Source organism: Hydrogenophaga sp. T2 (genome assembly GCF_049843535.1).
Classification (GTDB): Bacteria; Pseudomonadota; Gammaproteobacteria; order Burkholderiales; family Burkholderiaceae_C; genus Hydrogenophaga; species Hydrogenophaga crocea.
The window spans coordinates 222,759-248,664 of sequence record NZ_JBBHZJ010000008.1; the positions used below are offsets into that span (position 1 = coordinate 222,759).

A 25,906-nucleotide genomic window follows, 5' to 3' on the forward strand; every position below is an offset into this window, starting at 1 on the left:
CGTGAAGCGCCTCGCCGCCGCCGCCCTCGCCGTTGTCCTCGCGCTGTGCGCGGCCTTCGCGCACGCGCAGGCCGCCCGACCGGTCCACGTGACGCTGGGCGTGGTCACGCTGGCCGACGACCCGCGCCACGCGCCGCGCCGCATGGAGAAGGCCTACCCCGGCCACCCCACGGGCACCGCGCTGGCGGGCGTGGCGCTGGCCGTGGACGAGGCGCAGGTGGAGCTCGACACGCGCGGCCTCGCGCTGCAGGCCAAGGCCTTCGAACTGGCCGACGCGGCTGCGCTGCCCAAGCTGCTCGCCGAGCTCAAGGCCGCGCGCGTGCAGCATGTGGTGGCCGACCTGCCGGTGCCCGAACTGCGCGCGCTGGTGCAGGCCGCGCCCGCGGCGCTGGGCGGCGCGATCGTGTTCAACACCGGGCAGGACGACGACGGCCTGCGCGCCGAACACTGCGCCGCCGCGCTGCTGCACACCACCCCGAGCGCGGCCATGCGCGCCGACGCCCTGGCCCAGTACCTGGCCGCGCGCAACTGGCGCAAGGCCCTGCTGCTCAACGGTCCGACGCCGGCCGACGCGGCGCAGACCCGCGCCTTCGAGCGCGCCGCCAAGCGCTACGGCGTGCAGATCGTCGAGCGCAAGCCCTTCAAGCTCAGCGGCGACCCGCGCGAGCGCGACCTCGCCAACACGCGGCTGCTCACCGGCGAGCGCAGCCACGAGGTGGTGGCCGTGATGGACGCCGACGGCGAGTTCGCGCGCACTGTGCCCTATGCCACGCAGTGGCCGCGGCCGGTGCTGGGCGCGGCCGGCCTCACCGCGCAGGCCTGGCACCCGCACTGGGAGCGCAACGGCGGCCCGCAGCTCACGCGGCGCTTCGCGCGCGCGCAGCAGCGGCCCATGGACGCGCACGACTGGGCCGCCTGGGCCGCGGCCAAGGCCGTGGCCGCGGTGCTGGTGCACGACCCCAAGGCCGGCGTGGCGCAGCAACTGCAGGCGCTGCGCAAGGGCGTGGTCACCATCGACGGCTTCAAGGGCCAGCGTCTGAGCTTCCGGGCCTGGGACGGCCAGTTGCGCCAGCCGCTGTTCCTCGCGCACGGCGACGGCGTGGTGGGCCTGGCGCCGCTCGATGGCGTGCTGCACCCGCGCGAGGTGCTCGACACCCTGGGCGTGGACGAGGCGGAGAGCGCATGCAAGGCCCGCTGAACCCGCCCGCCGACGGCGTGGCAGCCGACCCCGCGCCGTCGCCGCTCGCGCACCGCCTGCGCGCGCTGCGCGCCGTGGTCGGCCGCGAGCTCAGCCGCTTCCTGCGCCAGCCCTCGCGCCTGGGCTCGGCGCTGGTGCGCCCGCTGCTGTGGTTCGTGGTGTTCGCGGCGGGCTTTCACAACGTGTTCGGCGTGGCCATCGTGCCGCCGTACCAGACCTACATCGAATACAAGGTCTACATGGTGCCGGGCCTGCTCGGCATGGTGGCGCTGTTCAACGGCATGCAGAGCTCGCTGTCCATGGTCTACGACCGCGAGATGGGCGTGATGCGCCTGCTGCTCACCGCGCCGCTGCCGCGCGGCTGGCTGCTGGGCTTCAAGCTGCTGGGCAGCACGGTGCTGTCGGTGCTGCAGATGGCGGTGTTCCTGCTGATCGCCGTGGCGTTCGGCATCGACCTCGCCTGGGGCGATCTGCCCGGCCTGCTGCTGGCCATGGCCTGCGCGGCCACCATGCTGGCCGCGCTCGGGCTGATGCTCTCGGTGTACGTGAAGCAGCTCGAAAACTTCGCCGGCACCATGAACTTCGTGATCTTCCCCATGTTCTTCATCAGCCCCGCGCTGTACCCGCTGTGGAAGCTGGAGGAAGCGGGCGCCTGGTGGCTGCTGATGCTGGCGCGCTGGAACCCCTTCACCCACGCGGTCGAGGCCATGCGCTTCGCGAGCGTCGGGCAGTTCAACGCCACGGCCTGGGCCGTGGTGCTGGGTTGCGGCGCGGTGTTCTTCGTGCTCGCGCTGCGCGGCTACGACCCGCAGCGCGGCTTCATCAAAACCAAGGGCGGAGGCTGACCGTGGTGCTTCGTGTCTCGATGCAACGCCGCGCCGTGCTGGGCGCGGCCGCACTGGCCGCCGCCGGCGTGCGCGCGGCCGACGATCCCACCGGCGGCGACCCGCTGGGCTCCATGCAATGGCCCGGGCTGCGTCAGCAGTACCTGGCCGGCGCGCCGCTGCGCTTCAGCGAGGCGGTGAAGGTGCAGGGCCCGCGCTTCGCCGACGACGCCATGAACGTGCCGATCCAGGTCGACGCGCGCGCGCTCGCGCCGTTGGGCGTGGAGCGCATCCAGGTGGTGGTGGACCGCAATCCGGTGCGCGAGGTGCTCACCTACGAGCCGCTGCGCGCGCTGCCCATGCTGGCGTTCCGCATCCGCATGGAGCAGGCCTCGCCGGTGCGGGCCTTCGTGAAAACCCGCGACGGCCAGTGGCACGTGGGCGGCAGCTGGGTGCAGGCCGCGGGCGGCGGCTGCACCGTGCCCGGCGCCACGCGCGCCGACGGTTCGTGGAGCCGCACCCTCAACCAGGTGCAGGCACGGGTGTTCGACGACCTCATCGAAGGCAGCCGGCGCTTGCGCCTGCGCGTGATGCACCCCATGGACACGGGGCTGGTGGCGGGCATCCCGGCGTTCTACATCGAGCGGCTGGAGCTCGCCGACAGCGCCGGCCAGCCCTGGTGGCGCGTGGCGCTGCACGAGCCGGTGAGCGAGAACCCGCTGCTCACCTTCGAGCTGCCGGCCCGCGCGCGCGGCGTGATGCTGCTGCGCGGGCGCGACAACAACGGCAACCGCATCGAGGCCGAGGTGGCGGCATGAAGCGCGCCGCGCTGGCGCTGTGGCTGCTGGCGGTGGCCGGGGCCGCGGCGGCGCAGCCCTTGCGCTACGAGCTCCAGCCGCGGCGCATCGCCGACGGCCACTGGGTGATCGAGGGCGCGGTCGAGGACTTCTCGCGCGCCAACGGCTGCAACATCATCAACACCGCCTTCGTGAGCACGGGCGAGGGCGTGGTGGTGATCAACACCGGGCCGTCGAAGCGCTACGGCCAGGCCCAGCGCGAGGCCGTGGCCGCCACCACGCGCGAGCCGGTGCAGCGCGTGCTGAGCCTGAACCTGCACCCCGACTACTTCTTCGGCCACCAGGCCTGGGCGGACGTGCCCACGCAGGCCCTCGCGGGCACGGTGGCCGGCATGCGCGCCGAAGGCCCGGCCTACGCCGACAACCTCTACCGCCTCTGCGGCGACTGGATGCGCGACACCGAGGCCACGCCCGCGCGCGAGGCCATCGCGCCGCAGGCCCTGGCCACGGCCACGCGGCGCCTCGAGCTGCGCCGCCTGAGCGGCCACACCGCCGACGACCTGGTGGTGATCGACCGCGCGGCCGGTGTGCTGTACGCGGGCGGCCTGGTGTTCAGCGAGCGCGTGCCCACCACGCCGCACGCCGACTTCGAGGCCTGGCTGGCCGCGCTCGACACCTTGCAGCGCTGGCACGCCGAAGGCCAGTGGCGCGTGGTCGTGCCCTCGCACGGCCCGGTGCACGAGGGCCTGCGCGGCATCGAGCAGACGCGCGACTGGCTGCGCTGGATCACCGGCCTCATGCGCGAGCGCGCCGAGCGCGGCGTGGACCTGAGCGAGCTGCTGCGCGAGCCGGTGCCCGCGCGCTTCGCGGCCTGGGCCGCGCAGCCGGCCGAGTGGCACCGCACGCTCGCGCAGTGGTACCCGGTGTACGAGCGGCGCGCGCTGGGCGGGGGGCGCTGAAGCGGCTTCTAGAATGCGGGCGCCCATGTCTTTCCCGGCGCTGAACGCTTTCGCCCTGTGCCTTGTGATGCTGCTGAGCACCGTGCTCGGCGGCCCGGTGGTGTCCGTCCCGTCCGGGGACACCGCCGCCTGGGGCGCGAGCGCGGAGCTGCCGCTGCGCAGCGCCAGCCTGCGCAGCGGCGACCTCAAGCCCTTCGGCGCCGAGCGCCGTGCGGCCAAGAAGGCCACGGCGAAGAAGATCGACGACGCCCTGCCCGCCGGTGCGACCCCGCTCGTGCTGGCGGCTTGGGCCGATGCCGGCCCGGCCCCGACCGCGCAGCACCCGCTGCCCGCGCCGCTGCCCGCCGGCTATCTCGCGCGCGCGCCGCCGCTCCCCGCGGCCTGACGTCGCACGCACCCCCGGTGCGCTGTTCCCGCAACAACCGGATCTTTCTTCATGGACAACATGGACATCATGTGGGCCGCCTATGCGCTGCCCGTTCTGCTGCTCTGGATGGCCTGGCGCGAACGCCGCAGCCGCAACACCCCGGACGCGCGCCTGCTCGGCACGCTCGCCGCACTCAGCGCCGCCATCGTGGGTTCGTACGAACTGCTGCTCTGAGGTCGCCAACGCCCCGCGCGCCCCACGCGCGACCGCTGTGCCGGTGCTTCGTTTTTGAACACTGTCACAGCCGCGACCGTGGTGGCGCTGCGGCGTGGCGCAGTGGCGGGGGCCTCAGGCGGCCCGATCTGTCTCAAAGACCGCTGGCACGGTTGTTGCCATTTCTGTCGTGTGCCGGGCCCATGCCGAGGGGGCGAGGCCAGGCCACGGGCGATCGCGCGGGTGCGCGGGCGCCGAACAACCACCCACGACAGCAGGAGACAAACCGTGAAACGCAGCCTATTGAGCCTCTTGGTCCTGGCCGCCACCGCCCACGTGGGCGCGCAGGGCGTGACGGACGCGATGATTGCCGACGACGCGAAGTCGACCAACAACGTGTTGAGCTGGGGCCTGGGTACCCAGGGGCAGCGCCACTCGCCACTCACCGGCATCAATGCCAAGAACATCAACCGCCTCACGCCGGCGTGGTCGATGTCGTTCGGCGGCGAGAAGCAGCGCGGCCAGCAGAGCCAGCCGCTGGTGCACAACGGCAAGATGTTCGTCACGGCCTCGTACTCGCGCATCTTCGCGCTCGATGCCAAGACGGGCAACAAGCTCTGGAAGTACGAGCACCGCCTGCCCGAGGGCATCATGCCCTGCTGCGACGTGATCAACCGCGGCGCCGCGCTCTACGACAACCTGGTGATCTTCGGCACGCTCGACGCGCAGCTCGTGGCGCTCGACCAGGACACCGGCAAGGTGGTGTGGCGCGAGAAAATCGACGACTACAGCGCGGGCTACAGCTACACCGCCGCGCCCCTGATCGCCGAGGGCCTGCTGCTCACCGGCGTGTCGGGCGGCGAATTCGGCGTGATCGGCCGCGTCGAAGCGCGCGACCCCAAGACCGGCAAGATGGTGTGGACGCGCCCCGTGGTCGAAGGCCACATGGGCTACAAGGACGGCAAGGAGAACGGCATCTCCGGCACCACCAACGCGTCGTGGCCCGGTGAGACCTGGAAGACCGGTGGCGCAGCCACCTGGCTCGGCGGCACCTACGACCCCAAGACCGGCCTGGCCTACTTCGGCACCGGCAACCCCGGCCCCTGGAACAGCCACGTGCGCAAGGGCGACAACCTGTACTCGGCCTCGACCGTGGCGATCGAGGTCAAGACCGGCCAGATCAAGTGGCACTACCAGAACACGCCCAACGACGGCTGGGACTACGACGGCGTGAACGAGTTCGTGACCTTCGACATGGACGGCAAGCGCGTGGGCGCCAAGGCCGACCGCAACGGCTTCTTCTACGTGAACGACGCCGCCACGGGCAAGCTGCTCAACGCCTTCCCCTTCGTCAAGAAGGTCACCTGGGCCACGGGCATCGACCTCAAGACCGGCCGCCCGAACTTCGTCGACGACAACCGCCCGGGTGACCCCACGGGCGCGGGTGGTGACGGCGCCAAGGGCAAGGCGGTGTTCTCGGCCCCGGGCTTCCTGGGCGGCAAGAACCAGATGCCCATGGCCTACAGCCCCAAGACCGGCCTGTTCTACGTGCCCACCAACGAATGGGGCATGGAGATCTGGAACGAGCCCATCACCTACAAGAAGGGCGCGGCCTTCCTGGGCGCGGGCTTCACCATCAAGCCGCTGTTCGACGACCACATCGGTTCGCTGCGCGCGATCGATCCCAAGACCGGCAAGGTGGCCTGGGAGGTCAAGAACAGCGCGCCGCTGTGGGGCGGTGTGCTGACCGCGGGCGACCTGGTGTTCTGGGGCACGCCCGAGGGCTTCCTGAAGGCCGCCGATGCCAAGACCGGCAAGGTCGTGTGGCAGTTCCAGACCGGCTCGGGCATCGTGGCCCCGCCCATCACCTGGACCGAGGGCGGCGAGCAGTACCTGAGCGTGGTGAGCGGCTGGGGTGGCGCCGTGCCGCTGTGGGGCGGTGAAGTGGCCAAGAAGGTCAACTTCCTCGAACAGGGCGGCTCGGTCTGGACCTTCAAGCTGATGAAGTAAGCCCCGCCAGCGACTCCTGGTTTTTTCGTGGTGTTCACGGGTGGCCCGCCTCGGGGGTGGGCCACCCGCTTTTTTCTCCGCTCCGTTCCATGCGACATCTGATCTTCATCGGCCTGACCGCGGCCGCGGGCCTGGCGCAGGCCGCCGACCTCAACGCCGCCGTGGACCTCGCGAAGGCCAGCGGCTGCTACTCGTGCCACGCCAACGCCGAGAAGGTGGTGGGCCCGGCGTTCTCGGCCATTGCCGACAAGTACAAGGACGAGAAGGACGCCGCCGCGTCGCTCGCGCAATCGATCCAGAACGGCTCCAAGGGCAAGTGGGGCCGCATTCCCATGCCCGCGCACCCCAGCCTGAGCGCGGCCGACCTCAAGACGCTGTCGGCCTGGGTGCTCACGGTCAAGCCCTGAGGGCCCACGGCGCCGGCCAGCCGGCGTTCAGCGGCAGCGCACCACGGCGTTGCCGCCCGGCGCGCTGGTGCTGCTGTCGCGCGCCAGCACCTCGGCCGCGGGCCCGGCGTCTTTCGATTGCGCCTCGGCCCCGGCGCGCAGGCGCACCACGTCACCCACGCGCAGCGGCAGGCCCTCGGGCGCGCGCGCGATCCACACCGGCGCGTACCAGTCGCCGCCGTCCACCACCTTGAGCTGGCAGGCCAGGCGCAGCACGCGGCCGGCGCGGAAGTCGTCGTCGCTGAAGGCCTCCAGGCGCTGCAGGCCGGCCTGGGCGAAGGGGTGCATCCAGCCGGGCACGGCGCCGCGCAGCCGAACGCGCCAGACGCTGCCCGGCAGACCGGCGGCGTGGCACAGCGTGGGCGTGCGCGCCGCGTCGGCCGTGCCCGCGGCGCTGCCCGCGAAGCCGCCGTGCCGGTGGGCGGGCGGCGGGTCACCGGGCCGCACGGGCCAGGCGGGACGCGGATCGCGCACCTCGATCACGCTGCCCGGCGCCAGCGAGGCGGCCGCGGTGCCCGCGGGCAGCAGCGCGGTCACGCCGGTCCAGCGCAGGCCCAGGGGGCGGGTGGCGTCGGGCTCGGCGCATTCGCCCTGCACGAGGCGGCCGGCCTCCATCTCCTGCGCCGTCACGCCGGCGCGCAGCGCGGGGTGGAGCTCGGGATGGCCGTCGCGCAGCGCCTGGCGCTCGCGCAGCACCTCGACCACCTGCGCGCGCGTGTCGGCGCCCGCGCGTGGCGCGGTTTCGCAGCCGGCGAGCAGGGCCGCGGCGAACAGGGGCAGCAGCATGGGGTATTGCATGGGGGTCAGCCGGCCTGGCGCAGCGCGGGGAAGTCTTCGTCGCGGTACTCGCGTTCGCCGCGCGCGCCGCGCGCACCGCGGTCGAGTTCCTGCTTGCGCAATTGCACGCGGCGGATCTTGCCCGAGATGGTCTTGGGCAGTTCGTCCACGAACTCGATGCGCCGCACGCGCTTGTAGGCCGCGAGCTGCTCGCGCGCGAAGCCCAGGATGTCCTGCGCCAGTGCGGGGCCGGGCGCGGCGCCGGCCGCGAGCAGCAGGTAGGCCTTGGGCACCAGGCCGCGGATGGGGTCGGGCGCGGGCACCACCGCCACCTCGACCACGGCCTCGTGTTCGATCAGCGCGCTTTCGAGCTCGAAGGGGCTGATGCGGTAGCCCGAGGCCTTGAAGACGTCATCGGCGCGGCCCACGAAGGTGAGGCAGCCATCGGCGTCGCGCACCGCGGTGTCGCCCGTGTGGTAGTGGCCGTCGCGCATGACCTCGGCGGTTTTCTCGGGGCTGTCCAGGTAGCCCACCATGAGGCCGAGCGGACGCTGCGAGAGGTCGATGCAGACCTCGCCTTCGTCGGCCTCGTGGCCGTCGGCGTCGAGCAGGCGGATGGTGTAGCCCGGCAGCGGCCGGCCCATGGCGCCGGGCTTGATCGGCTGCCCGCTCACGTTGCCGATCTGCGCGGTGGTCTCGGTCTGGCCGTAGCCGTCGCGCAGCCACAGGCCCCAGGCCGCGTGCACCTGCCCGATGATCTCGGGGTTGAGCGGCTCGCCCGCGCCGATGAGCTCGCGCAGCGCGAGCCGGTCTTTCCACGCGGCCAGGTCTTCCTGGATCAGCATGCGCCACACCGTGGGCGGGGCGCACAGGCTGGTGACGCCGCAGCGCGCGAGCGTGGCCAGCAGCGCGGGCGCCGAAAAGCGCGGCGTGTTGTGGATGAACACGCAGGCGCCCGCGTTCCAGGGCGCGAAGAAGCAGCTCCAGGCGTGCTTGGCCCAGCCGGGCGACGAGATGTTCAGGTGCACGTCGCCCGGGCGCAGGCCGAGCCAGTACATGGTGGACAGGTGGCCCACGGGGTAGCTCTGGTGGGTGTGCAGCACGAGCTTGGGCTGGGCCGTGGTGCCCGAGGTGAAGTACAGCAGCAGCGGGTCGGTGGCGCGCGTGGGGCCGTCGGGCGTGAAGGTGTCGCTGTGCGAGGCCGCGGCCGCGATGTCGTGCCAGCCCTCGGGCACGGGCGCGTCGGCACTGGCCACGGCCACGCGCGTGAAGCCGCTGCCCAGGGCCGCGAACTTGGGGGCCTGCGCGGCGCCGGCCACCACGTGTCGGACCTCGCCGCGCGCGAGGCGGTCGCGCAGGTCGTCGGGCGTGAGCAGGTGGGTGGCGGGGATCAGCACCGCGCCGAGCTTGATGCACGCGAGCATGGTGTCCCACAAGGCCACCTCGTTGCCCAGCATGAGCAGCACGCGCTCGCCGCGCCGCACGCCCAGGCCGCGCAGGTAGTTGGCCATGCGGTTGGAGCGCGCGCGCATCTCGGCAAAGCCCAGGCGCTGCTCGCTGCCATCGGCCTCGGTGATCCAGAGCGCGGGGCCGTGGTGGTCTTGTGCCAGGGCGTCGAAGTGGTCGAGCGCCCAGTTGAAGTGCTCGAGCACCGGCCAGCGGAACTCGCGCCGGGCCTGGTCGGGGTGGTCGCGCAGGCGCAGCAGCTGTTGGCGGGCGGATTCGAAGGCGGGGTGGGCGGTGGTCATGCGGGCTCGCTCGGGCGGGGGGTCGTTCGCGCCGCATCTTGGGTGCGCCGGCCCGCCCCGCCCAAGCGGGTTTTCCCCGGTGGGGGGTATCAGTCCACCAGCTCGGCCACCAGCCGGCCACCGATCATGAAGCCCGGCGGCACCGGCTCCTCGCGCTCGAACTTCACCAGGCCGTGGCCCTTGCAGTACCACTCGCGGCTGGTGAGCGGCACGTTGGTGAAGCCGTTCACCGGGTCGGTGTAGAGGTTGAGCACCGCGCGGCCGACCACACGCAGGCAGGGCCCGAAGCGGCCCGCGGGCGTGCTCACCTGGTCGTCGTCGGCCTCGATGCGCCAGCCCATGGGCACGCGGTGGCTCAGCTTGAGTTCGCGCGGGTGTTCGTTGCGGCGCAGGATCAGGTAGGGCACGGTGGGCGTGGTCCATTCGGTGCCCACGGTGTAGGGCGCCTTGAGCACCCACAGGGGCTCTTTCTCGGGCGTGGGCTCGGCGTCGATGTCGAGCCGGATGGCGACGCGCCGGATGCCTTGCGCGTCTTCGCGCAGCCAGTAGGACACGCCCTCGGAGTGGTGGCGCACGGCCACGGGCTGGCCGTCGAGCGTGGCGGGGCTGGTCACGCGCAGGGTCCAGCGTTCGTCGGGCCGGCGCTCTTCGCTGTCCACGCGCACCGCATAGGTCTGGCTGAAGCCCGGGTGCAGGGGGAACCAGGCCTCGCCGCCCGAGGGCGTGCAGGCGGCCAGCGGCCAGGCGGCGAGCAGCAGCAGCGCTTTCATTTTTCGGGCAGCTGCGCGCGCGGCAGGTCGCTGAGCTTGATCTGCAGCGGGTCGCTGCCGGGCGGCCGCAGCCACGAGAAGCCGCCGGGGCCGCGGCGCGGCTCGGTGCTGCCCATCTGGGTGTTGCCCTCGCGCGCCTTGCGCAGGCCGTCGCCGAGCAGGCGGTGCAGGTCTTTCTCGTAGGGCACGCGGTGCACGCGCGGCATCTCCAGCGGTGCGTTGTCCTTCATGGGGTTGACCCAGATGTAGATCGCGCCCGCGTGGCCGCGCGTGGGGCTGGGTTCGTCGAACACGGCCGAGAGCAGCACGAATTTCTCGGGCAGCGGCGCGTCGCTGGGCCAGCCCGACACGCCCATGAGCGTGCCGTGCGCGACCGCGTAGAAGGCGCTCACCAGCAGCACGCCGCCGAGCTTGACGGCCCAGTGCCAGCGCGTGGCCAGGCAGAGCACGAGCAGCAGCGCCGCGAGCAGCGCGTAGACGATGACGAGCCAGAGCAGGGCGGTGGAGGTGGCGGGGATCATGGCGGTCGGGGCCGTCTGCAAGGCGGCTAGAGGCCGGCCCGCTGCACGAGGGTGCGCGGCCGGGTGTTGATGTCGAGCACGCGGCCCGTGTCGTCGAGCGTGAAGCGCACCAGGGTGCGCTCGTCGCCCTTGCGCGGGATCTGCTGGGTGCCGGTGAACACGATCTCGGCCTGCGGGTTCACCTTCACCACGCTCACCGACACGTCCACCGGTTGCTGGTCGCGGCTGTCGTAGTAGTGCGCGTTCACCACGTACTCGCCCGGCGCGAGGCCGCGCAGCGTGACGATCTCCTGGCGCACCGGACTGCTGACCACACGGCCGTTCACCAGCACGCTGCTGTTCTTCTCGCCGCGGTCGTCGCGGTCCAGGTGCAGCAGGCCGGCGTCGCGCTGGCGGAACCACAGGGTCTGCCCGCTGGGTTCGAGCACCCAGGCGTCGATGTCGTTGGGGTTGTTGTCGGGCCAGCTCACGGTGACGATGAACTCGGCCTTGGCCGGGATGTCGCCGGCCTTGCGGCTCTTGGGGTTGAAGGCCAGCAGCGCGATCACGAAGCAGAAGACGAAGGCGATCAACATGTTGAACAACATGTCGTAGAACGGGTCGGCCTCGGTGTCACGCGCCGTGCGGCCGATCGCCATCGGGCGTCTCCTGGGGGGGCGCGGCCGACGCGATGGCGTCGGCGATCAGCGCGTCGGCGAAGCGGTCGAGCCGCATCAGTTGCAGGCCGAGCAGGATGTTGCCCGTGAGGCCGGTGACGGTGGTGAGCAGGGCGATGCCCAGGCCGCCGGTGAGGCTCTTGAGCAGCTGGCCCGACATCGAGGCGTCGAAGGTCTGCACCTGGCCCAGCTGCAGCGCGAGGATGGAAAAGCCGATGACCTTGCCCAGCAGGCCGAGCTTGAGCTGGATGCCGTTGAGCCACCACGCCATCTCGTGCGGGCCGTGCGCGCGCTCGCCCAGCACCTGCAGCCAGGTGGCGCGGTCGGCGCCGGCCGGGGCGCAGCCGCTGCGGTATTCGTGCGACCAGTCGCCGCTGGCGCCGGGTGTGCGGGTGGCGATCCAGCGGTCCAGCGCCAGCCGCTGTTCGCCCAGCACCCAGGCGCGCCGGCCGGCCCAGGCGGTGCAGCCGATGAACAGCAGCGCGATCACCAGCGTGAGGCCGGTGGGGTCGGCGTCGAGCAGGCGGTGCCAGGCCCCGGCGCGCCACAGCAGCAGCGCGCCAAAGGCCAGCAGGCCCGCGTAGGCGCACCACAGCAGGAACAGGCCGCGTTCGCCGCGCTCGAGCGCGAGCGGCGCGCAGCCCAGGCCGGGCAGGCGGCCCACCACGGCGGCGCCGAGCATGCGCTGGTGCGGTGCGGCGCTGCTCATGGCGCAGGCTCGGGGTGCAGCAGGCGCGATTCGGCGTCGCTGCGGAACACGATGGGGATGTGGCGGCGCGCCGGTGCCTCGCGCACCAGGCGCAGCACCCGTTCGTGCTGCGGGCTCTTGCTGCACACCGGGTCGGTGTTGGCCGCATCGCCCGTGATCTGGAAGGCCTGGCAGCGGCAGCCGCCGAAATCCTTGTGGCGCTCGTGGCAGCTGCGGCAGGGCTCGCGCATCCAGTCGTCGCCGCGGAAGGCGTTGAAGGCGCCGCTGCGCAGCCAGATCTCGGCCAGCGTGTGCTCGCGCACGCTGGGCAGCGCCAGGCCGGGCAGCTCGCGCGCGTTGTGGCAGGGCATGGCCAGGCCGTCGGGCGCGACCGACAGGAACACCGAGCCCCAACCGTTCATGCAGGCCTTGGGCCGGTCCTCGAAGTAGTCGGGCACCACGAACAGCAGGCGGCAGCGGTTGCCGATGCGTTCGCGGTACCGGTTCACCACGGCTTCGGCGTGCAGCAGCTGCTCGCGCGTGGGCATGAGGTGGTCGCGGTTGACCCAGGCCCAGCCGTAGTACTGCGTGTTCGCGAGTTCGAGGTACTCGGCGCCCAGGTCCAGCGCCATCTCGATGATCTTGTCCACGTGCGGCAGGTTGTGCCGGTGCAGCACGCAGTTCATCACCATCGGCCAGCCCTGGTCCTTGATGGTGCGCGCCACGCGCTGCTTGAGCTCGAAGGTGCGCGTGTGGCTCAGGAAATCATTGAGCTCGCGCGTGCTGTCCTGGAACGAGAGCTGCACGTGGTCCAGACCGGCGTCGTGCAGGCGCTGGGCGCGCGCGGGCGTGAGGCCCACGCCCGAGGTGATGAGGTTGGTGTAGAAGCCCAGCCGGCGCGCCTCGGCCACCAGTTCTTCGAGGTCCTCGCGCAGCAGCGGCTCGCCGCCCGAGAACCCCAGTTGCGCCGCGCCCAGGGCGCGCGCCTGCTGCATCACGTTCACCCACTCGGCGGTGCTCAGCTCGTTTGTGATGCTGGCGTGGCGCGTGGGGTTGTAGCAAAACACGCAGTGCAGCGGGCAGCGGTAGGTGAGCTCGGCCAGCAGCCACAGCGGCGGGCCCGTGCGGTGGGCGGGTTCAGTCCAGCCAGCCACGGCGGCTTCCTTCTTCGAGCAAGGCGCGCACCTGCCCGCCGATGCCCTGCACGCTGAAGGCGGTCTCGAGGTCGGCCACGATGCCGTCGAGGCTGTGCGCGCCGTCGCAGCGCTTGAGGATCTCGGCCGCGCTGTGGTTGAGCTGGACCATGCCCTCGGGGTAGAGCAGCACCCAGGCCTGCTGGGCGTCCTCGTACTGCAGGCGGAAACGCCGCGACAGGCGCGGCAGATCGGGCAGGGGGGTGTCGGTCATGGGAGCGGTCCCTTCATTCGCAAGAGGCCTTCTCGATCGCGTCGAGCATGGTCCAGAGGATGTCGAGCTTGAACTGCAGGATCTCCAGCGCGCGCAGCTGCTGCTCGCGCGTGGTGAAGTGCGCCAGCGTCACGCGCAGGCCGTGTTCGACGTCGCGGCTGGCCAGGGGAATGCGGCTGCGGAAATAGCCCAGGCCCTCGGCCTCGATCCAGGGGTAGTGCTGCGGCCAGCTGGCGAGCCGGTCCTTGTGGATCTGCGGCGCGAACATCTCGGTGAGCGAAGAGCAGACGGCCTCCTGCCAGGGCGCGCGCACCGCGAAGTTCACGTAGGCGTCGCACGCGAAGCGCACGCCGGGCACCACGCGCTGCAGCGAGAGCAGCTCGGCGCGCGGGATGCCCACCGCTTCGCCCAGCCGCGTCCAGGCCTCGATGCCGCCGGCGTTCGGGCCCTGGTGATCGCCCTGGCCGTCGTGGTCGAGGATGCGCTCCACCCACAGACGGCGGTGCTCGCGGTCGGGCATGTTGGCGAGGATGGCGGCGTCCTTGCGCGGGATGCAGACCTGGTAATAGAAGCGGTTGGCCACCCAGCAGCGGATCTCGTCGGGCGTGCAGCCGCCCGCGTTCATGCGCACATTGAACGGGTGGTGGATGTGGTACGCGCGGCCCTTGGCGCGCAGCTGCGCTTCGAATTCGGTGGGGGTCCAGGCGTCCACGGCGGGCCTCAGAAGTGAATCACCATGCCGTCGTGCGCGACCTCGACGCCGTGGCGCACGAGCTCGGCCCGCTCGGGCGAGTCCTCGATCAGGATGGGGTTGGTGTTGTTGATGTGGATGAGCACCTTGCGCACCGAGGCCGGCAGGCGCGAGAGCTCGCTCAGCATGCCGCCCGGGCCGCTTTGCGGCAGGTGGCCCATCTCGGCCGCGCGCTTCTTCGACAGGCCCAGCCGGATCATTTCGTCCTCGGTCCAGAAGGTGCCGTCGACCAGCACGGTGTGGCAGCCCGCCATGAGCGCGCGCAGCGCGGGCGTGAGCGCGCCCAGGCCGGGCGCGTAGAACACCTGTGCGCCGCTCTGCGGGTTCTTCAGCAGCAGGCCGATGTTGTCGCCCGGCCGCGGCCGGCCGCGGAACGGCGAATACGGCGGCGGCTGCGAATCGAGCGCCACGGCCACCACCTGCAGGCCGGGCACGCCCGGCGGCTCGATGGCGCGGCCGTCCACCGGCAGCGGGTGCTCCGCCACGCCGCAGTAGTGCGAGAGCACGCGCGTGAGCGGCAATGCGTTGCCGATGTCCGAGAGCACCTCGGGCGTGGCCAGCAGCGGCAGCGGCGTGCTGCGCTCGCGCAGCATGAGCAGGCCGGTCACGTGGTCGATCTGCGCGTCCATCAGCAGCACGGCGGCGATGCCGCTGTCGCGCACGGCGCGCGCGGGCTGCAGGGGCGGGTGTTCACGCACCTGCTGCAGCACGTCGGGCGAGGCATTCACCAGCAGCCAGTCCTGGCCGTTGGCGCTCACCGCGATCGAGCTCTGCGTGCGCGCGCGCGCCTTCACCGTGCCGGCGCGCAGGCCCTGGCAGTTGGCGCAGTTGCAGTTCCACTGCGGAAAGCCGCCACCGGCGGCAGAGCCCAGGACGCGGATGTGCATGTCAGCCCACCAAGAAAAAGGCGCACGCGTGGATCACACGTGCGCCCGGACGCTTCACCGCGGGTCAGCGGTTGGCGATGTACATGGTGATCTCGAAGCCGAAGCGCAGGTCGGTGAAGGCCGGGGCGGTCCATGGCGAAGGGGTTTGCATGGCGTTGTCTCCTGTGGGGTTGGCATGGAACGTGACTGCGGCGGGCTGGCGTGTCACACCGACCGCTCGCCCCCACCCAACTGCAAAATCGATGCCATGTCGCCACGCCCGTTCACGCTGCCCCTGCCACGCGCCCAGCGCATGGCCTGGCGCGAGCGCGGCGCGCGCGAGGGTGAAGCCTGGCTGGTGCTGCACGGCGGCCCCGGCAGCGGCGGCAACCCGGGCCTGTGGGCGGCGCTGTCGCCGGCCTCGCAGCGCGCCGTGATGCCCGACCAGCGCGGCAGCGGCGCCAGCGCGCCGCGCGGCGGCCTGCGCGGGCAGACCGCGGCCCAGCTCGTGGCCGATGCCGAGGCCCTGCGCGGTCACCTGGGCATCGCGCGCTGGAACCTGCTGGGGGGATCGTGGGGCGCGGTGCTGGCACTGCTCTACGCGCAGGCGCACCCCGGACACGTGGGGCAGGTGGTGTTGCGTGGGGCCTTCGCGCTGCGCGCGGCCGAGATCGCGGGCGTGCTCCTGCCCGCGCCGCGCTGGGGGAAAACCCTGGGGCCCTTGGCCCATCCCCTGCCCGCGGGCGGTCGCCTGTCGCTGCCCGCGGTGCTCAAGCGGCGGGTGCAGTTGCTGCAATCTGGCACACCGGGTGTTGCATCGCTGCGCGCCGGCCGCGCCTGGGCGCTGATGGAGGCCTTGCTGGCCGCGCACGGTCAGCGCCGCGCGCTGCGCCACGCGCCCACGGGCGCGCCGCGAAGCGCCGCGCTGCGTCGCCAGTGGGCCGTCACGCAGCGTGGGCTGCGGCGCGCACAGGCCCGGGCTTGCGCCGCGCGGGCCGACCGGCGCGACCGCCAGGTCTGGCGCCGCCTGCGCGTGCAGGCCCGGCTGCTGCGCCGCCGCGCCGGCCTGCGCCCGGGCGCCTTGCCACGCGCGGTGATCGCCTGCGCGCGCGCGGGGGTGGCCGTGCACTGGCTGCATGGGGATTTCGACGCCGTGTGCCCACCGGCCAACAGCGCGCGCGGGGCCGCGCTGGGCCGCGCGCACGGCGGCCCCGTGCGGCACACGCGGGTGCACAGCGGCCACCTGGCCCACGAACCGGCGATGGCGCGGGCCTTGCGCGCGGCGGTGCGCACGCCCGACGCGGCCTCTGCGGAGGCCGCGTGAACCGGCGGCGTGCGCTGGCCATGGCCCTGGCCTGCAGCGGCCTGGGCGCGGGCTGCGGCAGCGCCACGCGCCCCGGGTCCGGTGAGCGCGAACCGCCGTGGCGCGCCCTGGCCGATGGCCTGTGGGCCTGGGACGGCGCCAACGCCGAAATCGACGCGCACAACGCCGGCCACGTGGCGCCCACGGTGGCGCTGGTGCGCGGGCCGCAGGCGCTGCTCATCGACCCCGGCCCGAGCGCCCGCCACGCGCAGCGCGTGCGCGCCTCGCTGCGCGCGCGTTTCGGTGCCGAGGTGGTGGCCATCGTGAACACCCACGCGCACGCCGAGAACGTGCTGGGCAATGCGGCCTTCGCCGACGGCATCGGCGCCGGCCGCGTGCGCGTGTGGGCCAGCGCCGCCACGCGCCAGGCGATGCAGCAGCGCTGCCCGGCCTGCCTCAAGAGCCTCACCGAGCGCGTGGGCGCCGAGGCCATGGCGGGCACGGCCATCGTGCTGCCCACCGACACCCTGGCCGAGGGCGAGGCGCTCGCGCTGGGCGGGGTGCGTCTGCGCGCGCTGCGCGTGGAACAGGGCCACACCGAAGGCGACCTGGTGCTCTGGTGGCCCGAGGCCGGCGTGCTGATCGCCGGGGGGCTGGTCTGCGACGGCCGCCTGCCCGAGCTCGCCCAGGGCTCGCTCGACGGCTGGCTGGCCGCGTTGCAGCGGCTGGCGGCGCTGCAGCCGCGCGTGGTGGTGGGCAGCCGCGTGACCGACGCGCACGGCATCGCGCAGACCCAGCGCTACCTGACCACCTTGCGGCGCGAGGTGCTCGCGGCCATGGACGCCGGCCGGCTCGCGGGCGAGCGCGGCCTGGTGCCCATGGACGACTGGCGCCATTGGGCCGGCCACGCCGAGCGGCAGGGCTTCAACGTGCAGCGCGCGTGGCGGGAGCTGGAGGCGGTGTGGATGCAGGCGCCGGCCGGCGCGGCGCCGCCGCGTTGACCGGCTGCGCCCGGGTCAGCGCAACAGATCCGCCGGCAGCTGGTCCTTCTTGCGGTAGATGGTGTTGCGCGACACCCCCAGGGCCTTGGCGGCGGCCGACACATTGCCCTTGTGCTGGCGCAGCGCCTCGGCCATGGCGGCCAGGGCCACGTCCTGCAGGCGGAAGGCTTCGCCGCGTGACTCGGTGGCGGCGGGCGCGTCGGGCCCCGCGGCCGTGGGGGCCGCAGGCCCTGGCAGCGGGGCCGTGGGGGCCGCCTGCCGATCGAGCTTGAGCTCTTCCACGAAGTCGTCGGGCAGGTGTTCGGTGGTGATGCTGCCTTCGCAGCCCACCATCACCACCGCCGTGCGCAGCAGGTTGTGCAGCTGGCGGAAGTTGCCGGGCCAGGCGTAGCGCTTGAACAGCGCCATCACCTCGGGCGCGATCTGGATGTTCTGGCCCTGGGTGCACAGGGTCTGCAGGATCTTCTGCACCACGGTCTCGAAGTCGGTGCGTTCGCGCAGCGCGGGCAGGCGCACCACCAGGCCGTTGAGCCGGTAGTAGAGGTCTTCACGGAAATCGCCGCGCGCGATCATGTCCTTGAGGTTCTTGTGCGTGGCGCAGACCACGGCCACATCGACGTCGACCTCCTTGCCGGCACCCAGCGGGCTCACCTTGCGTTCCTGCAGCACGCGCAGCAGCCGCGCCTGCAGGTGCTTGGGCATGTCGCCGATCTCGTCGAGGAACAGCGTGCCGCCGTGGGCCTGCGCGATCTTGCCGATCGCGCCCTTCTTGCGCGCGCCGGTGAAGGCGCCTTCTTCGTAGCCGAACAGCTCGCTCTCGATCAGCGTCTCGGGGATGCTCGCGCAGTTCACCGACACGAAGGGCTGGCCCGCGCGCGGCGAGTCGCCGTGGATGGCCTGGGCCAGCAGGTCTTTGCCGGTGCCGGTCTCACCCAGGATCATCACCGGGATGTCCTTGCCCGCCACCATGCGCACCTTGTGGATCACCGCGGCCACCTGCGGGTCGCCGGTGTTGAGGTACTGCAGGCTGGAGAAGTGCGGCTTGCGCGAGAAGGCGGGGGCGGGCGCCGGTGCGGCCACGGCGGGGCTCACCACGGGCGGCGTCCACGCGCTCGGGTTCTTGATCTTCACGCGGCACCACACCGACACGCCGTTGTGCATCACCAGCTGCTTGGGCGCGGGCAGCGCGCCCGCGAACAGGTCGATCAGCGCGCCAATGGGCATGCCGAACAGCGACTGGAAGGTGTGCGTCTTGAGCGCCGCGAACGACAGGCCGAACTGGAACTGCGCGCTGCGGTTGGCCGACAGGAAGCGCCCCTCGGGCGAGAACACCGCGATGCCCTCGACCAGCGTGCCCAGGAACTCCGAGCGGCTGTGGAAGTGAAGCCGGATCGCCTTGGGAAAGATGTCGGCGAACATGTGGTTCTCGATCATCTGTGCCGACATGCGCACCAGCGCCAGCGTGTGCTGGTGGTAGCTGCGGTGGTCGCCCGTGACGTCGAGCGCGCCGATCACCTGGCCGTAGGGATCGAAGATGGGCGAGCACGAGCAGGTGAGGAACTTGTTCGCGTCGAGGTAGTGCTGGTTGCCGTGCACCGTGAGCGCTTCTTCTTCGGTGAGCGCGGTGCCGATGGCGTTGGTGCCCTTGCCGCGCTCGGACCAGTCCATGCCCGGCGTGAGCGCCACGCGCGACGCCTTCTCGAGGAAGTCGGGATCGCCCAGCGAGTGCAGCACCATGCCGCGCGCGGACGTGAGCAGCACCATGCTGTGCGTGTTCACGATCTGGTCGTACAGCGTTTCCATCACGGGCGCGGCGTGCTGGAACAGGAAGCGGTTTTCTTCGATGGCCTCGTGCAGCACATGGCGCGCCGGGCTGCTGAAGTCCGGTTCATCGGCCGCGGCGATGCCGTACTTCAACGATCGCCGGTGCGATGCGTCGATCAGGTCCGCACTGCCGGCGGACACCGCCTGGGCGCCCGCTGCGGGGCTGTGCGGCCGTGTGGGCATGGCTGCGTTCATGTTGTCTCCTGCACCGGGCGCCGGCGGCAGACCACCCCAGTAGTCCGCCGCCCATCGGGGGTCCTCACCGGGTTCGGCGGGCCGTCCTCTGTCGGGGCGATCGCTCTTGTCGGTCATGAAATTCTCTTCATATCGGTGGCGCGCGACAACACGGAACTTTCCCGCAATGCTTCCGGCTGACACACGGTGTCTCCGGTGTTGTTCCCTGCAAGAAGCCGGCCACGTGGACACTGTTCCGATTTGGAGCAATGCGCCCGTGGCAGCCCCACGGGCCCGCTTTTTGCAGACCGGGGTCAGGACCGTTTCGAACCCTGGAGACAACGCATGAAGACCCCGACCCGCCCCCGAACCCTGTTGCGCGCGCTCACCGCGCTCGGTCTCGCCGCTGCGCTGGCCAGCGCCTTCGCCCATGGCGACGTGACGCCGCAAGCGGTGGACACCAGCACGCTGCCGCCGCTCGGCGCCAAGTGGCTGGACGCCAACCCCTACAGCAGCGGCCCCGCGCACAAAGAGGCGCTGCGCATCGGCACCTCGGCCTACAACCAGAACTGCGCGCGCTGCCACGGCCTGGAGGCGATCTCGGGCGGCATCTCGCCCGACCTGCGCAAGTTCGACGCCGACTGCACCGGCCTGGCCGACCCGGCCAAGAAGGCCGCCTGCTACAAGGAGATGGACGACTACTACCTGGCCACCGTGCGCCGCGGCCGCGTGCGCGACGGCCGCGTCTACATGCCGCCCTTCGAGGGCACCATGAACCAGGAAGCGATCTGGGCGATCAAGACCTACCTGGAGACGCGCCGTGAAAAGTGATGCGGCCCGCCTGAAACGGCGCACGCTGCTGACCGCGGCGCTGTGCGCGGGCCTGCCCGTGCTGCACGCTCAAGAGCTCAGCGACCTGGCGAAGATACGCGCCAGCGGGGCGCTCAAGGTGGCCGTGTACAAGGACAACGCGCCGTTCTCCGATGGCCCCGCCAACGACATGCAGGGCCTGGACGTCGCCCTGGCGGGCGCGCTCGCCAGGCAGCTTGGTCTCAAGCTCGCGCTGCTGCCTTTCGACGCTGGCGAGAACATGAACGACGACCTGCGCAACATGGTCTGGCGCGGCCACTACCTGGGCTATGGCCCGGCCGACGTGCTGCTGCAGGTGCCGGTCGACCGCACCCTGATGCAGAAGAACCGGCAGGTGCTGATCTTTGCGCCCTACATGCGCCAGCAGCTCGTGCTGGCGCACGACACGCAACGCATCGCCGAGGTGAACACGCCCGAAGACCTCAAGGGCCAGCCGCTGGCGGCCGAGCGCGGCGCGGCCGCGGCGAGCGTGCTCATGGGCCACGGCGGCGGGCTGCTGCGCAACCAGGTGGCCATCCTGCCCAGCGGCACCGAGGCCGTGCAGGCGGTGCTGGACGGCAAGGCCGCGGGCGCCTACGTGCTGCGTGCGCAGGCCGAGGCGGTGCTGGCGCGCGCGGGCGCTGCGGGCGCGCGCGTGCGGCTGACGCCGCTGGCCTTCCCGGGCATGGCCGTCAACGGCTGGCCGGTGGGCATGGCGATCAAGGCCGAACACAAGGCCCTGGGCCAGGCAATCGAAACCGCGATGGGGCAGTTGCGCGAAAGCGGCGAGCTGCTTGCCTTGTTCAAGGCCAACGGCCTCACGCTGACCGCGCCCTGAGCGGGGGCGGTCGGCTGCCCTTGCGCCGCAGGGTTTGACTCCGGGGTGAACGCGCGCTGAGGCCATGTGCCGGGCGCGCCGGCCCTGCAGGATATTCCCCTTGAGGCAGAGGTCATGGCGGGTGGCCTCGCCGGCTCACTGGGCCGCCTGTGCCCGCCGCAACTGTTCGCTGAGCGCCCGGACCTGGGCCTCATGCGCGTTCAAGCGCGCCCGCGCGGTGTTTTCCTCGGTGATCGCGTGCTTGACCTCCGCCTCGCGGCCCTCTTTGAGGGCATCGAACTGTTTTGCGCTGGCCTCCTTGACCTGGTTTCGCGCCTCGATCACGGCCCTTTGTGCGGCATTCAGGTCGGCCTCGAGTTGGGGAACCAGGCTCGACGGTGCCGTCAAGGCGGGATTGCGGCGCTCGGCCACGGACTGCTCCGCCAGTGTGCTCTGCAGGCCTTGAACCACGCCCCTTGCAATCTTCAGTTTCTCCACGGCCAAGCGGTATTCCTCCTGCTTGCCGAAAACAAGACGCGCGAACCGGTTCGATGGCAGTTGGTCGATGCGGGCCTGGGCATCGACCTCCTGCTCCATGGCTTGCGCCAGTCGCTCCGTGAGCGAACGGGCGACTTGGGGTGCCGGCATCTGGGGTGCGACCCACGGCGTGCGGTCGACATTCGTTTCGGTGCGCAATGCCTCGGGTTCTGAGCGCACCAGCGCCTCTTTCTGAGCCGCCTGGGCCATGTTCAAGCGGTTGAGCGCCCAGTCCACGAGCAGCTCGTGTGCCTGGACGTCCTGCTCGGCGGCCCTGACCGCCTTGAGTGAGGCCTGGCGGGTCGAGGCGCTCGGACGCACCAGCGTCTTGTCATAGAGCCGGGCCGCTTCGAGCTGGTTCTTGGCCTGGCCCAAAGCCACACGGAGCGCGTCAAGTTCCTGCACCGCCGCTTCGACCTCGGCGTCGACCAGGGCCATGGTGATGGGCGTTGCACGCGTCGCATCGGGCATGTCGGCGCCGAACGTCTTGCGGACCTCTTTCAAGGCCGCCTCGGCGTTGCGCACGGCGTATTCCTGTTCCGACAGTGCTTGCCGGGTCTTGTCGAAGAGCGCCGTGGCTTCATTCGCCCGGTTGCGCAGCGGGACGCTGGTTTCCTGATGTTCCGTCGCCCACGCCAAGGCCGTGGCCTCGATCAGTTTCGAAGACGCGGACCTCACTTCCCTCAGCAGCGCCAGTTCATCGCGCGTCGACCGCGCCTGCGCCAGCACCTGCTCGGCGTCGGCAAGCGCCTGGTCCGCCTGAGGCAGCACGGCCGCTTCATCGAGCTCGGGGAGCACCAGCAGCGCCTGTGCGGGCTGAACGAGTTTCTCGGTGGCGGGCTGCAGCGGCTCGGACCGGGATCGCATCGCACGCGGCTGCTGGGTTTTCGAACGCTGGGTGATCTTCTCTCGGTGCCGTTGCCCATCGTCGCGGATCGCCTGCGCCAGATCGTCCAGCCGTGCAGTGGGCGAGGGCGGCACCTCGCGCAGGGCCTGCTCGGCCCGGCGGTGCAAATCCGCCATGCCTGCGCAGATGTGTGCCTTCACCTGGGCCGAGACCTCGAACGCGATGGCCAAGTGGCGATCGCCAGCGCTCTGGGCCGCCAGCGCCTGCGCCCTTTGCGCGTCTTGAGCGGCCGCTTCGGCGTCTGCCTTCGCCTGGGCCAGCGCGCGCGCGGCCGCCGCCAGGTCGGCCCTCAGCGCCGCCTGCGTGTCCGTCCGGGGCGGTTTGGCCATGGCCGCCTCACGCGCCATTTGGTCGCTCTCGAGGGCCAAGGCACTTTGCCTGTCCGCCTCGATGCGCTCGAGCTGCGCTTTGGCCTCTTCAGGCGTCAGCCGGCGTCCATTGAGCGAGTTCGTACGCTGCAACTCGGCCATCACTTTGTCGAGCGCCACCAGCGTTGCCTCGGTATGGCGAAGTGCGTACCGGTGCTCTGCCGCCTGGCTGGCCTCGAACGAGTCCTGCACCAATGCGTCGAGCGCATCCGGCCTCGGAGAGAACGGGCTGTCGTAGACGGCAGCCAGTGCGGTCGGCGACGTTCCCAGCCGCTCCAGATCGCTCTGGAGGTCGGTCAGCAATGTCTTGACGTCGTCTGCATCCAGCGGTGACCTGCTGGGTGCCTCGGGCCCGGAAGACCGACGTTCCTGTGCCCGCTGCTGCCGCGCGAGGCGGCGGGGCGCGTAGGCGCGATTCGGGGCGCCATCACCCACCGTCGGCACGGCGGCGGGATCCTGGTCGATCGGCGCAGGGTGTTGGGCCGATGGCTGATCTCGAAGGAACCGGTGGTAGGCCCCTTCGGCTTCACGGTGCGCTTCCACGAGGCGGACGTAGACCTTGGCCATGACCTGTGTGATCGCTTCGGCTTCAGCGGCTGCGCTGGCCTTCGACGCATCACCCTGCGCGTCGAGCTTGGCCGTGCGAGCCGTTGCAGCGGCTCTCTCTGCCTCGTCTTTCGCGGCTTCCTGGGCATGCGCTGCCGCGACGGCGGCGGCCTTGAGCACGCTTTCGCTTCCATCCGGGTCGGCAAGGTCACCGATTGCCGAAAGACTGGCCGACAGCTGGGCCTGTTGTGCCCGGGCAGTCTCGAGCGCCTCGCTGATTCGCTTCACCTTCGCTTGAAAGGCCTGATAGCGGGCCTCGGCTTTTTTGATCCGCTTGCCTTGCACGCGCAGCGGTATGACCGGGAGCAGCTTGGCGCCCACGTTGACGTTGTCGACTTCCGATCCCTGCTGACCCCGAAGTTCTTTGAGCGTGGTCTCGAGCACATCGGCCATGACCTCGGCGTGGCGAAGCTCGGCTCTGATTTGAAGTGCCCTTTGCGCTTCCTGGCGGGCCACCGCCTGCACATCGATCTCCACCCGGCGTGATGGCGATGGGTTCAGCGGGCGGTTGCGCCTCGCAGGTTCGCTCCATTCGCGCGCCGGGTACAGCGCCTTCGTGCTTTCGGCCAAGCGATCGGCGAACACTTCGGCCAGCGTGTCCGAGCTGGGGCGCCGCAAGGGGGGGCTGATCGTTGCAACCCAGTTGCCGGAATCCGATGCCTCGCTGCTGTTCTCGATGCGGTCGATGGCCGGCAGTTCGTCGTGGGCGATCTCTGCACGGCTGGATTGGCTCGATTCCAGATCCGTGTCCTGCGCTTCGTCGTCTTCGCTGCTGACCGATGAAAAATCGAGCTCGAGATCGATGACCCTGAGGTTGCGCAGTTGCTCGATGGCGTCTTGATCGCCGCTGGCTGCCCGGCGTGCGAACAAATAGCTCTGCACGTTCACCCCATCGGGCGCTGCGAGTTGTTTCGACAGCCCGAGCAAGGCCAGGCCGAAGCGGTGCAGGCCTTCCATCCGGCCCAAAGACAGCTTTTCGGTGGCCCAGGTGTCGTGTGTCAGAACGCTGCCCATGTCGCGAAGCCGACGCACAGCTTTCTCGAATGTGGCGGCCGCCTCGGCGCAGCTGTCCTTGACGCGATCGAAGTCTTTGGGGCCGGACTTCGCCGGCATGTCTTGCGCGGTGGAGAGCATGGTTGCCCAAGCGCCGTCGAGTTCTTCGATGATCGCCCGGGGCTCGTCCATCAGCGCCATGAGACCTTGTGCACCGATGTGCGCAGCGTCGGGTTTGCTCAGCAGCCCGCGCTTGAGGCTGGAGGCGTGGGCGTTTCGCGGCGACCATGCCAATTTGTTCCAAGGCAAGGTGCCCGCGTTCTTGAGGAATCGCCGTTCCCCCTTTTGGGCTTTCTGGCGCTGGCGAAAGTCGTGCACGCTTTCCGTTTCATCGCGCCGGAGCGTCTCACCGGCCTGCTGGATGCTGTGTACCCAGTTTGCCCTCACCAGGTGGCTCGCATCCATGAAGCCGCCCAGGGTCTCTGGCGGTTGCGGCAGGCCGAAATCATCGTCGAGATCGGTCGACGGGTTGTCTGCCGCGGCCATGTGGTGAAGGCCCTGGAACGCCTCGTTGACCGCGCCGAGCGCATCGTCCGCCTGCCGGAACTTGTCGGTCAGATGGGCCTTGGCCAAAAGGGTTTTGTCCGCGCGGATCTGCTGCCAGTCTTGCGCGGACAGCTTTTCCTTCGCCATCAGCGCCACAAGACCGGCATACGCCTGCTTGATCTCATCAGGCTGCCGAGTCAGTCCCGCCTGCTGATCGGCCATGACCGCGTTGGCCGTGGCTTGCCGGCGTTCTCTCAGGCTGGGTTGGCGGCGGATCTTCTTGCCGAACAGTCCGAGGAATTTGTTGATGTGGCTAAAGGCCTTCGATTCCGGCGCTCGCGGGGCGATTTCAACGAGGGGAGCTCTCGGCTTGGAAGGCGGCCCGGAAATCGGGGTGTCTGCTGTCAGCGAGAAGCGGGGGGCTTTTTGCGAGCGCGAAAAAACGGGCATGTGAAACCTCGGCGGCGGAACGGAGAGAAGGGACGGGCGCAAGCTGGGGCGCGATCAAACCAGGGCTGCGTGCGAGCGAAGGGCGCCCGCTGGCGAGGCGTCCATGGCTTCCATGTGGTGAACGGCCAGCAGCCAGAGCGCCCGTGCAGCCTCAAAACGCAGCAGGCAGGTGGGCAGTGACGTCGTTTGCAGTTCGGACGCTGGCAGATCGGCCAGCAGCGACAGATCACCGGCGGCAGGATCGCGCGCCACGCGCAGCGAACCGTTCCGTTGCCAGTGCGCGTTGTAGGCGAGTGCCGTCTTGTAGACGAACAACTCGTGCGCGGCATCTGGCTGGCCCAGCGATGCCGTGAGCACCAAGCGCGGCGGATCGCTGGTCCATTCGGCCAGCAGCTCTTCGCCGCTGGCCAGTTCCAGCAACCAGCCGGCGTCGTCAAGCCGCGTCACCGAACCCAGTTCGGGCACGGTTTGAACGGCATCGTTGAGCGCAACGTCGATGTCGTGGGCAGTCAGCGTGGGCATGGGCGCACTCC

Annotated in this window: 26 protein-coding genes; 12 read left to right on the forward strand and 14 right to left on the reverse strand. The window is 71.0% G+C overall.

The window, feature by feature from the left end:
* Position 1 precedes the first annotated feature (1 nt).
* The 8 genes from WDZ95_RS18705 to WDZ95_RS18740 all read left to right on the forward strand — a co-directional run bounded on the left by WDZ95_RS18705 (position 2) and on the right by WDZ95_RS18740 (position 6,775).
* Entirely contained in the window at positions 2-1,198 is a 1,197-nt protein-coding gene (locus WDZ95_RS18705; protein WP_425780674.1) for a branched-chain amino acid ABC transporter substrate-binding protein, read from the forward strand.
* Positions 1,183-2,043: an ABC transporter permease gene (locus WDZ95_RS18710; protein WP_425780676.1), complete on the forward strand. Its 861-nt coding sequence runs from the start codon at positions 1,183-1,185 to the stop codon at positions 2,041-2,043. The genes WDZ95_RS18705 and WDZ95_RS18710 overlap by 16 nt, the downstream gene beginning before the upstream one ends.
* Positions 2,044-2,045: 2 nt before the next feature.
* Positions 2,046-2,840, forward strand: a complete 795-nt coding sequence (locus tag WDZ95_RS18715) for a quinoprotein dehydrogenase-associated SoxYZ-like carrier (RefSeq protein ID WP_240936505.1) — start codon at positions 2,046-2,048, stop codon at positions 2,838-2,840.
* A complete protein-coding gene (locus WDZ95_RS18720; protein ID WP_425780678.1) occupies positions 2,837-3,778 on the forward strand; it encodes a quinoprotein relay system zinc metallohydrolase 1 in 942 nt (313 codons plus the stop codon). Before WDZ95_RS18715 ends, WDZ95_RS18720 begins: the two co-directional genes overlap by 4 nt.
* Before the next feature lie 67 nt (positions 3,779-3,845).
* Positions 3,846-4,163: a hypothetical protein gene (locus WDZ95_RS18725; RefSeq protein WP_425780680.1), complete on the forward strand. Its 318-nt coding sequence runs from the start codon at positions 3,846-3,848 to the stop codon at positions 4,161-4,163.
* A gap of 51 nt (positions 4,164-4,214) precedes the next feature.
* Positions 4,215-4,379: a hypothetical protein gene (locus WDZ95_RS18730; protein WP_166224655.1), complete on the forward strand. Its 165-nt coding sequence runs from the start codon at positions 4,215-4,217 to the stop codon at positions 4,377-4,379.
* 267 nt (positions 4,380-4,646) lie between these two features.
* On the forward strand, positions 4,647-6,368 hold the full coding sequence (locus WDZ95_RS18735) for a PQQ-dependent methanol/ethanol family dehydrogenase (protein ID WP_166224658.1): 1,722 nt from the start codon (positions 4,647-4,649) through the stop codon (positions 6,366-6,368).
* An 89-nt stretch (positions 6,369-6,457) separates the two neighbouring features.
* Positions 6,458-6,775 carry a c-type cytochrome gene (locus WDZ95_RS18740; RefSeq protein WP_287467932.1) on the forward strand — a complete coding sequence of 106 codons (318 nt, stop codon included), beginning with the start codon at positions 6,458-6,460 and terminating at the stop codon, positions 6,773-6,775.
* 27 nt (positions 6,776-6,802) lie between these two features.
* Here the strand turns inward: WDZ95_RS18740 and WDZ95_RS18745 are convergent, their stop codons facing one another.
* The 11 genes from WDZ95_RS18745 to pqqA form a co-directional block, all read right to left on the reverse strand.
* Positions 6,803-7,612 (reverse strand): hypothetical protein, encoded by an 810-nt coding sequence (locus WDZ95_RS18745; protein WP_425780683.1) that lies wholly within the window; start codon positions 7,610-7,612, stop codon positions 6,803-6,805.
* A 5-nt stretch (positions 7,613-7,617) separates the two neighbouring features.
* Positions 7,618-9,339 carry an AMP-binding protein gene (locus WDZ95_RS18750; protein WP_425780685.1) on the reverse strand — a complete coding sequence of 574 codons (1,722 nt, stop codon included), beginning with the start codon at positions 9,337-9,339 and terminating at the stop codon, positions 7,618-7,620.
* 89 nt (positions 9,340-9,428) lie between these two features.
* Complete coding sequence (locus WDZ95_RS18755) at positions 9,429-10,109, reverse strand: hypothetical protein (RefSeq protein WP_425780686.1); 681 nt, start codon at positions 10,107-10,109, stop codon at positions 9,429-9,431.
* Entirely contained in the window at positions 10,106-10,630 is a 525-nt protein-coding gene (locus WDZ95_RS18760; RefSeq protein WP_425780688.1) for a hypothetical protein, read from the reverse strand. The genes WDZ95_RS18755 and WDZ95_RS18760 overlap by 4 nt, the downstream gene beginning before the upstream one ends.
* 26 nt (positions 10,631-10,656) lie before the next feature.
* Positions 10,657-11,268, reverse strand: a complete 612-nt coding sequence (locus tag WDZ95_RS18765; protein WP_166224675.1) for a hypothetical protein — start codon at positions 11,266-11,268, stop codon at positions 10,657-10,659.
* Entirely contained in the window at positions 11,243-11,995 is a 753-nt protein-coding gene (locus tag WDZ95_RS18770; protein WP_425780690.1) for a hypothetical protein, read from the reverse strand. The genes WDZ95_RS18765 and WDZ95_RS18770 overlap by 26 nt, the downstream gene beginning before the upstream one ends.
* Positions 11,992-13,128: a pyrroloquinoline quinone biosynthesis protein PqqE gene (gene pqqE, locus WDZ95_RS18775; RefSeq protein WP_425780692.1), complete on the reverse strand. Its 1,137-nt coding sequence runs from the start codon at positions 13,126-13,128 to the stop codon at positions 11,992-11,994. The genes WDZ95_RS18770 and pqqE overlap by 4 nt, the downstream gene beginning before the upstream one ends.
* On the reverse strand, positions 13,112-13,381 hold the full coding sequence (pqqD, locus tag WDZ95_RS18780) for a pyrroloquinoline quinone biosynthesis peptide chaperone PqqD (RefSeq protein WP_287467938.1): 270 nt from the start codon (positions 13,379-13,381) through the stop codon (positions 13,112-13,114). The genes pqqE and pqqD overlap by 17 nt, the downstream gene beginning before the upstream one ends.
* Before the next feature lie 13 nt (positions 13,382-13,394).
* Complete coding sequence (gene pqqC, locus WDZ95_RS18785; protein WP_425780695.1) at positions 13,395-14,093, reverse strand: pyrroloquinoline-quinone synthase PqqC; 699 nt, start codon at positions 14,091-14,093, stop codon at positions 13,395-13,397.
* Positions 14,094-14,101: 8 nt separating this feature from the next.
* A complete protein-coding gene (gene pqqB, locus WDZ95_RS18790; RefSeq protein WP_425780696.1) occupies positions 14,102-15,019 on the reverse strand; it encodes a pyrroloquinoline quinone biosynthesis protein PqqB in 918 nt (305 codons plus the stop codon).
* A gap of 64 nt (positions 15,020-15,083) precedes the next feature.
* A complete protein-coding gene (gene pqqA, locus WDZ95_RS18795; protein WP_166230929.1) occupies positions 15,084-15,170 on the reverse strand; it encodes a pyrroloquinoline quinone precursor peptide PqqA in 87 nt (28 codons plus the stop codon).
* 96 nt (positions 15,171-15,266) lie between these two features.
* On the opposite strand from pqqA, the gene WDZ95_RS18800 reads away from it, so the two are divergent.
* Positions 15,267-16,322, forward strand: coding sequence for an alpha/beta fold hydrolase (locus tag WDZ95_RS18800; RefSeq protein WP_425780698.1), 1,056 nt, complete (start codon positions 15,267-15,269; stop codon positions 16,320-16,322).
* On the forward strand, positions 16,319-17,302 hold the full coding sequence (locus tag WDZ95_RS18805; protein ID WP_425780700.1) for an MBL fold metallo-hydrolase: 984 nt from the start codon (positions 16,319-16,321) through the stop codon (positions 17,300-17,302). The genes WDZ95_RS18800 and WDZ95_RS18805 overlap by 4 nt, the downstream gene beginning before the upstream one ends.
* Before the next feature lie 15 nt (positions 17,303-17,317).
* Here the strand turns inward: WDZ95_RS18805 and WDZ95_RS18810 are convergent, their stop codons facing one another.
* Positions 17,318-19,321: a sigma-54-dependent Fis family transcriptional regulator gene (locus WDZ95_RS18810; protein ID WP_425780702.1), complete on the reverse strand. Its 2,004-nt coding sequence runs from the start codon at positions 19,319-19,321 to the stop codon at positions 17,318-17,320.
* Between the two features lie 324 nt (positions 19,322-19,645).
* On the opposite strand from WDZ95_RS18810, the gene pedF reads away from it, so the two are divergent.
* Positions 19,646-20,131 carry a cytochrome c-550 PedF gene (pedF, locus tag WDZ95_RS18815; RefSeq protein ID WP_166224693.1) on the forward strand — a complete coding sequence of 162 codons (486 nt, stop codon included), beginning with the start codon at positions 19,646-19,648 and terminating at the stop codon, positions 20,129-20,131.
* On the forward strand, positions 20,121-20,987 hold the full coding sequence (locus WDZ95_RS18820; protein ID WP_425780704.1) for a substrate-binding periplasmic protein: 867 nt from the start codon (positions 20,121-20,123) through the stop codon (positions 20,985-20,987). Before pedF ends, WDZ95_RS18820 begins: the two co-directional genes overlap by 11 nt.
* 135 nt (positions 20,988-21,122) lie before the next feature.
* On the opposite strand, the gene WDZ95_RS18825 is transcribed toward WDZ95_RS18820, so the two are convergent.
* Together WDZ95_RS18825 and WDZ95_RS18830 are read right to left on the reverse strand one after the other, a co-directional pair.
* Positions 21,123-25,373, reverse strand: coding sequence for a hypothetical protein (locus WDZ95_RS18825; protein WP_425780706.1), 4,251 nt, complete (start codon positions 25,371-25,373; stop codon positions 21,123-21,125).
* 54 nt (positions 25,374-25,427) lie between these two features.
* The gene (locus WDZ95_RS18830) at positions 25,428-25,895 is read right to left on the reverse strand and encodes a type III secretion system chaperone (RefSeq protein WP_425780708.1); all 468 of its coding nucleotides are present in this window, start codon (positions 25,893-25,895) and stop codon (positions 25,428-25,430) included.
* Positions 25,896-25,906 lie beyond the last annotated feature (11 nt).

Excerpts from the sequence above, each read along its gene's own strand:
- WDZ95_RS18750 (WP_425780685.1), bottom strand. The coding sequence starts at position 9,339 with ATGACCACCGCCCACCCCGCCTTCGAATCCGCCCGCCAACAGCTGCTG.
- WDZ95_RS18720 (WP_425780678.1), top strand. The coding sequence starts at position 2,837 with ATGAAGCGCGCCGCGCTGGCGCTGTGGCTGCTGGCGGTGGCCGGGGCC.
- pqqB (WP_425780696.1), bottom strand. The coding sequence starts at position 15,019 with ATGCACATCCGCGTCCTGGGCTCTGCCGCCGGTGGCGGCTTTCCGCAG.
- WDZ95_RS18755 (WP_425780686.1), bottom strand. The coding sequence starts at position 10,109 with ATGAAAGCGCTGCTGCTGCTCGCCGCCTGGCCGCTGGCCGCCTGCACG.
- WDZ95_RS18725 (WP_425780680.1), top strand. The coding sequence starts at position 3,846 with ATGCTGCTGAGCACCGTGCTCGGCGGCCCGGTGGTGTCCGTCCCGTCC.
- WDZ95_RS18770 (WP_425780690.1), bottom strand. The coding sequence starts at position 11,995 with ATGAGCAGCGCCGCACCGCACCAGCGCATGCTCGGCGCCGCCGTGGTG.
- WDZ95_RS18765 (WP_166224675.1), bottom strand. The coding sequence starts at position 11,268 with ATGGCGATCGGCCGCACGGCGCGTGACACCGAGGCCGACCCGTTCTAC.
- WDZ95_RS18825 (WP_425780706.1), bottom strand. The coding sequence starts at position 25,373 with ATGCCCGTTTTTTCGCGCTCGCAAAAAGCCCCCCGCTTCTCGCTGACA.
- WDZ95_RS18810 (WP_425780702.1), bottom strand. The coding sequence starts at position 19,321 with ATGAACGCAGCCATGCCCACACGGCCGCACAGCCCCGCAGCGGGCGCC.
- pqqD (WP_287467938.1), bottom strand. The coding sequence starts at position 13,381 with ATGACCGACACCCCCCTGCCCGATCTGCCGCGCCTGTCGCGGCGTTTC.
- WDZ95_RS18710 (WP_425780676.1), top strand. The coding sequence starts at position 1,183 with ATGCAAGGCCCGCTGAACCCGCCCGCCGACGGCGTGGCAGCCGACCCC.
- WDZ95_RS18800 (WP_425780698.1), top strand. The coding sequence starts at position 15,267 with ATGTCGCCACGCCCGTTCACGCTGCCCCTGCCACGCGCCCAGCGCATG.
- WDZ95_RS18745 (WP_425780683.1), bottom strand. The coding sequence starts at position 7,612 with ATGCAATACCCCATGCTGCTGCCCCTGTTCGCCGCGGCCCTGCTCGCC.
- WDZ95_RS18730 (WP_166224655.1), top strand. The coding sequence starts at position 4,215 with ATGGACAACATGGACATCATGTGGGCCGCCTATGCGCTGCCCGTTCTG.
- WDZ95_RS18740 (WP_287467932.1), top strand. The coding sequence starts at position 6,458 with ATGCGACATCTGATCTTCATCGGCCTGACCGCGGCCGCGGGCCTGGCG.
- pqqA (WP_166230929.1), bottom strand. The coding sequence starts at position 15,170 with ATGCAAACCCCTTCGCCATGGACCGCCCCGGCCTTCACCGACCTGCGC.
- WDZ95_RS18760 (WP_425780688.1), bottom strand. The coding sequence starts at position 10,630 with ATGATCCCCGCCACCTCCACCGCCCTGCTCTGGCTCGTCATCGTCTAC.
- WDZ95_RS18830 (WP_425780708.1), bottom strand. The coding sequence starts at position 25,895 with ATGCCCACGCTGACTGCCCACGACATCGACGTTGCGCTCAACGATGCC.
- pedF (WP_166224693.1), top strand. The coding sequence starts at position 19,646 with ATGAAGACCCCGACCCGCCCCCGAACCCTGTTGCGCGCGCTCACCGCG.